This window comes from Haloarcula sp. JP-Z28 (genome assembly GCF_011440255.1).
Classification (GTDB): Archaea; Halobacteriota; Halobacteria; order Halobacteriales; family Haloarculaceae; genus Haloarcula; species Haloarcula marismortui.
Window position 1 is genome coordinate 1 of record NZ_JAAOHT010000121.1, and the last position, 5,982, is coordinate 5,982.

A 5,982-nucleotide genomic window follows, 5' to 3' on the forward strand; every position below is an offset into this window, starting at 1 on the left:
GCTTCGCCGTGCGAGCGCGTTCCTGGTTTCGTGAGTTCCGAGAAATCGCCCTGATGTGTGTCGTCTATAACATCAAACGTGCCGTCAAACAGTGAATTCCACCGCCTTATGGCGATTCAACACAGCCGATGTTGGCGAATACGCTGCCAGTTGAGATACTACTAACAGCACTATCGGTTGCAGTCTGGGTGATCGCACTGCCGGTCGTAATTTTTGGGTCATTTACCGCGTTAGGCGGCGATACGTCGATCCTCAGCGCCGGAATGATGATTGTCGCTGCTGGCTCCCTCGGCGTAGTTGTACTGGCGGCATGGGTACTAATTCGCACCTTCATCAACATCCGAAATCATGGGCTCCCACTCCTTGGCGCGGACAGTACCCGGGCTATCGCACATGACGGAATTCAGAGTCTAAAAGCGGTCACAGCTGGGGTTTTTGTCTTGTCTCTGCTTGCGTATGGTGTACTCTCTCTGACTGTTCAGTCTGGGCCTACGTTAGTGCTCCAACTGATCGGAGTGTGCGGCATTCTCCTGCCTGCTCTCGTTCTTATACATGGTCTCGGGGCATTCATTGGATACCTTTTCTATTTGAGATAAGTATCAGTAGAAGGTGGAACTAAGCACTTTCCTGTCGACCATGGCTAGACGAGAAGCTAGTGCACTCAACGAGCGGCCAACTGCGGTCGAAGTTCACCGCGATGCAACAGGCCGTTTCACTGGAGGCGCCCCCCCAAGCGTAAGGCAGATGCCTCCCCCGAACAGTCCGAGTTGGCTTGGGGTGGTGAATCCATAGAGCATCTCATCTGATGTGTCTATCAGGCACCGGTGCGTTTGCACATATATTTATATTGGCTACGAAATTTGGGGATCGTCGAGGATATCCTCATCAACGAGCTTACTCAGAATCTCGTCATCATCCATCTCGGCAATCCTCTCTGCGCCGAGCAAGAGTAGCAACGGCCGCCGATGGCGGTTAGTATCAAGATCCACACCATGAGTGGCCTCGACCTCCGCAAACGTGCCGACAGTCAGTCGGTTGACCTCCTTACGGAGGTCGTCCCGAAGGTAGTAGGTATCGTGCCGGCGTTCCGTTACCGGCTGTTCTTCTGGCCTCTGTTGTCTCTGTGACTTCTGTGATTCCTGTTGTTCCACAGATTCGCTATCCGCGGAGCCAGCCTGTTGTTCCTGTGATATCTGTTGTCTCTGTGACTTCTGTGATTCCTGTTGTTCCTGTGAGTCGTCGCGGCGTTGACGACGGTCGTGATTTCGTGAGCCAATTCGTGCAGCGCGGTCCATGTCTTTCTCAGTGTCGTCACTCATTGAAGAAGTCCTCCACGTGTTTCGCGGCGTCAGTAAACCGGTCGGTCATATCGTTGCCTGGCTCGTACTCGAATAGCGTTACGCCGGCGTCGAACGAGTACTGCAGGGCCACGCGTTCGCGGATCTCGATAAGCGGTGTCTCCGCGAATGCCGCGTCGAACCACTCCAGCATTTCCTTAGCCTCGTTCGTCGACGCCCGGATGCGATTGGCGACTGCGAGCGCAGGGATACAACGGACGTCAGTCTCACGTTCCATCGCGTCGAGTTCGTCATAGAGGAGTTCGACAGCGCGCTGGGACGTGCCCTCGGCAAGTGCTGGGATGACGACGTTCGGAGCCGCGTAGAGGCAGTTGTCCAAGATTTCGCCGTAGTACGGCGGCGAATCGACGATGACGTAGTCATAGTCATCCTCGACCTCGCGGAGTACTTTGTCGAGCTGGTAGCGAGCGTGGGGCAGGTCCTCGTCAAGACAGGAGTCCTCAAGGAGCGTCCCGCTCTGGATTACCGATGTGGCGTCGACGCCACGTTCCTGGAGGTCTGCAGCAACGTCGGCCAGTGTGAGGTCGCGTTCTGTGTTGAGGAGATCGACGTTGCTGGGCAGGAGGTCCATCTCGGGATGTTCCAAGAGAAGATCCTGGGCCAGGTATCTGCGGTCGCCGGCGAGAAGTGTGTCGGCCAGCGTCGGTGGTTCTGCGTCGTAGGCCTCCGCATGTCCCAGACCCTCGGTTGCGACTCCCTGCGGGTCCATGTCGACGAGGAGAACGTCGTGGTCGCGATCATTGAGCGCACCGGCGAGGTTGATGGCGACAGTCGTCTTGCCTACCCCTCCTTTCGCGCTTGCTACTGTGAGTCTATTTGTCATCTGTTTTTCCTGTTGTCTCTGTGGTCTCTGTGGCCTATGTTGTGTCTGTGGTCCCTATGGTAAATAAATGCGTGTCAGACGCTCGACTGACAAGGACACAAATTGGTCGAGAGGCGAGTATTGGTATAGCGATATACGATTTACGAAAAATGTGCTAAAATCGGCGGTATGTGTGTTGTCGACGTTTTCTCACTCAGAAACCTTCACACCAAAACCTATCAGTATAGAGAATGAACTCCTGTCGTACGAGAAAACGGCATTCTTAGATTCGGTCCAACACCGAGGAACCGGCTTGTCAGGGCCGAATCCCGCCAGAAACTCAAACAATGTCCAGAACAACCGACACGCCGCGGTACTCAACGATGAGCCTCACCGAGTGCGAAGCGTTCTACTACGATGAAATCAAGCCGGAGATGCGGGCAGACGACCTTGATCCCCGGACGGAAACCCCACCCTATGCGTGGCTGAAAGACCGCTACGCAGGCTTCGTTGGTCACCTCTCCCGGAAGTTTGACCTCTCACCCGGTGAGTTCTACGAGGAGATTGGCGTCCCGCTTGAGGAGCCACCGACCGAGGAACCCTTCGGATTCGTCGAGGACGACACGACCCGTGAAGCCCTAGAAGATTATCTGGAGGAGCTCGCAACCCGCCAGGGCCGCGCTGAAGCCACCGTCAACACGCGGCGGTCGGTCCTCAGGAAATACGTACGCGTTTACCAGAACGTCCACGGGGAAGACGACCTCCTTACCGGCATCTGTGAGGGGTCAAGAGCCGAAGAGAAAGACCGTGTCGCCGATACCTTCGACGTGCTCCGACGGCAAGAGTGTGCACTGAACACGCACGCCTCGAAGCTCAAATACGTCCAGGAGGTCCGCCAATTCTACCAACACCAAGTCGACTTCGGGGCTGCCGATTTTGACCCGACCTACCGGCTAGAAAAACGGATGGGATGGGATTCCGAACCGGAGTGGGACAACCCTGCTCTCGAGGTCGACCAAGTCCGCGCGCTCCACGCTGCTGCAGAAACCGACGAGGACCGTCTGCTCGTCATCGCGGTCTGTGGCTGGGGCCTGCGTCCGAGCGAAGCCGCAGCGCTGCGCATAGATCAGCTCGTCCTCGGCGCGGGAGACAAAGAAGGCGGCCCCCACATCGAGTTCGAAGAAGGCGAACGGAAGAACGGGCCGGGGAGCGTCTCACTACTGACGGGACTGGATGCCGTCGACGAGCGTCTCGACGACCTCGCCGATCGGGACGGCTGGAACGGATTTCTGTTTCCATCCGCGCGCTCGAAGAGCGGTCACATTTCCACGTCAACCATTCGTCGCCGGTTCTGCGGCCTCGCGGAAGAGGCCGACGTTACCGTCGACGGCGACCGACCGACCCCGAAGCTCGGGCGGCGGTTCTGGTACACGACCTATGGGGATGCTGTACGGCGTGTCGCAGAGCGCTTTGCCGACGTGGCCGAAGAACAGGGCTCTACTGACGAAGATGTCGTTCTCGATAACTACCTCTCCGAAGCCGAGCAGCGCCGCCACCGGCGTCAAGAGATGCGCGACGAATTAGAGGGTTTGTTCAATTGATCCACTATCAGCTACACGTTGTCATCTAGTTCCAAGAGCTGCCGGAGGACCAGTCCGTCAAGCTCGTAGAGTCGCTCCGCGATCGGGCTGTCTCCGTTCAGCTGGTATCGGGTACTCGGGCCGGTTTCTCGCGTCTCTTTGACGATACCGAGGTCAATCAAGAACTCCAGGTGGTCGTAGGTGGTGGACCGTGCGATGCCCGCCTGCCGAGATACCTCTGAAATCGAGAGGTCGTTTTCCCGTTCGTCGACGAATACGCTCAGGAGCTTTGCCCGGGCTGGTTTTCCGAATAGTTCGACGAGCGGTGTTCCGTCGGCGAACGCCTCACTATCAGTGGTTTCGGCTGCCATCTCTGTTAGGTAATCAGATGGGGATCTACTTAAGCGTTGTTCTATCAAAACATCCCTGTTGTAACAATGCAACATCTTTAATTAGGTGTAGCCTCAATGCAACAGTACAGAAAGATGGAGGACAAAGAAATCCGAAACCGAATCGTTCGAAAAATGCTCCGAAATCAGGTCGTTGGCGGTCACAAAAAGCAGATTGACACCGTCGTCAACATGACGCTTCCCTCTCACGAGCAAGGACGCGGGCGAGACCTGCTCGAAGACATGGTCACCGACCCAGATGCTCCGATTGAAGGTTACGGCGGTGGACATCGACAGAACGTCCGTCTTACCAGCGTCGAAGACGCTGTGGACTATCTGAAATCAAACGGCGGCGACGTTCCATTCGGGTTCGACTAACAGTCGTTGTGGATACGATATTTCTATTTGAAAAGTTGTAACCAAATTCGGGGAGTGTGAATAATGTCAAGTTGTCTTAATATCAAGCTCAGTCAGCACACCGAGATATTCCCGGGTACCATCAAGATTGACTTTATGTAGGTCAATTTCCATCGGATCCACCGGAAAAGGCTGCAAGTGATACTTTCCGCCATCTTCTGAAATAACGATAGTTTTTGGATCTGTGAAGGCGTCACCGTCATCGTACTCAAGTATCTCTGCCTGAAACGAGGTTTTCTTTGATGAACCAACCTTTGACCGGTGGGCATTCAATCGGATCTGGTCGCCTATAGATAGTTCTGAGTATTTTTCTGCTACCTCTGATTTTTCCATTGAAATGGTCACCGGATATCTTCAATATTTATGCGAAAGTTCAAATAATATGTTTCTTTGTCCACCGTAGCAGACGGACTTGTAGTATCGTTCGATAGCGATTAATCGTCGGCCACAGCCTGGGCAATTGAAGTTTGAGAAGTATCTTGAATCGGGGACGGCGGCCCGATACGGACCCCTGAATGGTCCGAGTAAGATCGGGCTGAGTGGCCTGAATAAGATGGCTCAGTTGCCTCGTGGCAATCGCTACAGAACGCCTCCAGGATGGGGCGCCATCGCGAGAGCCCCAGTTCGTCGAGGAGGTCCTGGTAGTCGAGATACCCGAGCTCGGCGTATTCATCCGGCGGGATGTCCAGCAGCCCAGAGTCATAGACTGGGCCCAGCAGGATGTGCGACGGATGGCCGGCCGGTGATCCCGGGTACGGAGTGTCCTCGTGATATGGCTCGCTCACCGATGACGTCGACGACCACCATGGCTCCAGGTGTGCGACGAAGCCCTCACCCGTATCTTCCACGAGGAAGAACGCCCGCAACGTCTTGTGATGGCGGTTATAGGAACTCTCTGAAGTAATCTCGATGAGGTCCTGCCGGTCGAGTGGCTCGGTGCTCGCGAACAGTGCCGAGAGCATCCGTCGGGCTGCCGGCGGCAGCGTTGGGAAGACCGCCTCGCTGGGGAGCGCGGCCAGCGCGGTCTCGACGGCGTCGATATCGAGGCGGTCAGAGACGCTGTCACGCGATTCGAGGCTGTCGAGGGCATCTGCCACGAGGCAGGGGTCCGGGCCACGGTCGGTCGTCGCGAGCGCTGCTTCCAGACAGCGGGTGAGTCGGTCGAGATCCGCACGATTGCCGTCATAGAACCCCTTGCGGTCAGCAATCTCCCGGACGAGCCCCCGGATATGGCCGTGGGAATTGGCGTCCACCATCGGGATATCGAGGATCGCGGCGTCTTCGACGCCGGCGTCGACGCGCTCGCGAAGCCGAGTCGCTTCCTCGTCGACGGCCTCCTGAACGTCGGGCAAGAGGTCGGAGACGCCAGGGCCCGTGAAGACCCACGACGCCAGTAGGTCAGCAACGGGATCGGTGTCGTCGATATCGTATTCGGA

6 protein-coding genes and 2 pseudogenes are annotated in these 5,982 nt (G+C 56.4%); 3 read left to right on the forward strand and 5 right to left on the reverse strand.

Going from position 1 to position 5,982, the window contains the following annotated elements; all coding sequences use genetic code 11:
- Positions 1-95: pseudogene (locus tag G9463_RS22955) on the forward strand (IS5/IS1182 family transposase); the annotation flags it as partial.
- A gap of 756 nt (positions 96-851) precedes the next feature.
- Here G9463_RS22955 and G9463_RS22960 read toward each other — a convergent pair.
- Both G9463_RS22960 and G9463_RS22965 read right to left on the reverse strand, forming a co-directional pair.
- Positions 852-1,319 (reverse strand): hypothetical protein, encoded by a 468-nt coding sequence (locus tag G9463_RS22960; RefSeq protein WP_165897932.1) that lies wholly within the window; start codon positions 1,317-1,319, stop codon positions 852-854.
- Complete coding sequence (locus tag G9463_RS22965; protein ID WP_165897933.1) at positions 1,312-2,181, reverse strand: ParA family protein; 870 nt, start codon at positions 2,179-2,181, stop codon at positions 1,312-1,314. Before G9463_RS22965 ends, G9463_RS22960 begins: the two co-directional genes overlap by 8 nt.
- A 326-nt stretch (positions 2,182-2,507) precedes the next feature.
- Between G9463_RS22965 and G9463_RS22970 the strand changes: the two genes are divergently transcribed.
- Positions 2,508-3,761, forward strand: a complete 1,254-nt coding sequence (locus tag G9463_RS22970; RefSeq protein ID WP_240150136.1) for an integrase — start codon at positions 2,508-2,510, stop codon at positions 3,759-3,761.
- An 11-nt stretch (positions 3,762-3,772) separates the two neighbouring features.
- On the opposite strand, the gene G9463_RS22975 is transcribed toward G9463_RS22970, so the two are convergent.
- On the reverse strand, positions 3,773-4,111 hold the full coding sequence (locus G9463_RS22975) for a winged helix-turn-helix domain-containing protein (RefSeq protein WP_165897934.1): 339 nt from the start codon (positions 4,109-4,111) through the stop codon (positions 3,773-3,775).
- A gap of 96 nt (positions 4,112-4,207) precedes the next feature.
- On the opposite strand from G9463_RS22975, the gene G9463_RS22980 reads away from it, so the two are divergent.
- Complete coding sequence (locus G9463_RS22980) at positions 4,208-4,507, forward strand: hypothetical protein (RefSeq protein WP_165897935.1); 300 nt, start codon at positions 4,208-4,210, stop codon at positions 4,505-4,507.
- A 66-nt stretch (positions 4,508-4,573) separates the two neighbouring features.
- Here G9463_RS22980 and G9463_RS22985 read toward each other — a convergent pair whose 3' ends face one another.
- Complete coding sequence (locus G9463_RS22985) at positions 4,574-4,879, reverse strand: hypothetical protein (RefSeq protein ID WP_165897936.1); 306 nt, start codon at positions 4,877-4,879, stop codon at positions 4,574-4,576.
- 101 nt (positions 4,880-4,980) lie between these two features.
- A pseudogene (locus G9463_RS22990) lies at positions 4,981-5,982 on the reverse strand (aminotransferase); the annotation flags it as partial.

Bases quoted from the DNA above. Each gene is read 5' to 3' on its own strand.
- G9463_RS22960 (WP_165897932.1), bottom strand. From the start codon at position 1,319: ATGAGTGACGACACTGAGAAAGACATGGACCGCGCTGCACGAATTGGC.
- G9463_RS22965 (WP_165897933.1), bottom strand. From the start codon at position 2,181: ATGACAAATAGACTCACAGTAGCAAGCGCGAAAGGAGGGGTAGGCAAG.
- G9463_RS22970 (WP_240150136.1), top strand. From the start codon at position 2,508: ATGTCCAGAACAACCGACACGCCGCGGTACTCAACGATGAGCCTCACC.
- G9463_RS22975 (WP_165897934.1), bottom strand. From the start codon at position 4,111: ATGGCAGCCGAAACCACTGATAGTGAGGCGTTCGCCGACGGAACACCG.
- G9463_RS22980 (WP_165897935.1), top strand. From the start codon at position 4,208: ATGCAACAGTACAGAAAGATGGAGGACAAAGAAATCCGAAACCGAATC.
- G9463_RS22985 (WP_165897936.1), bottom strand. From the start codon at position 4,879: ATGGAAAAATCAGAGGTAGCAGAAAAATACTCAGAACTATCTATAGGC.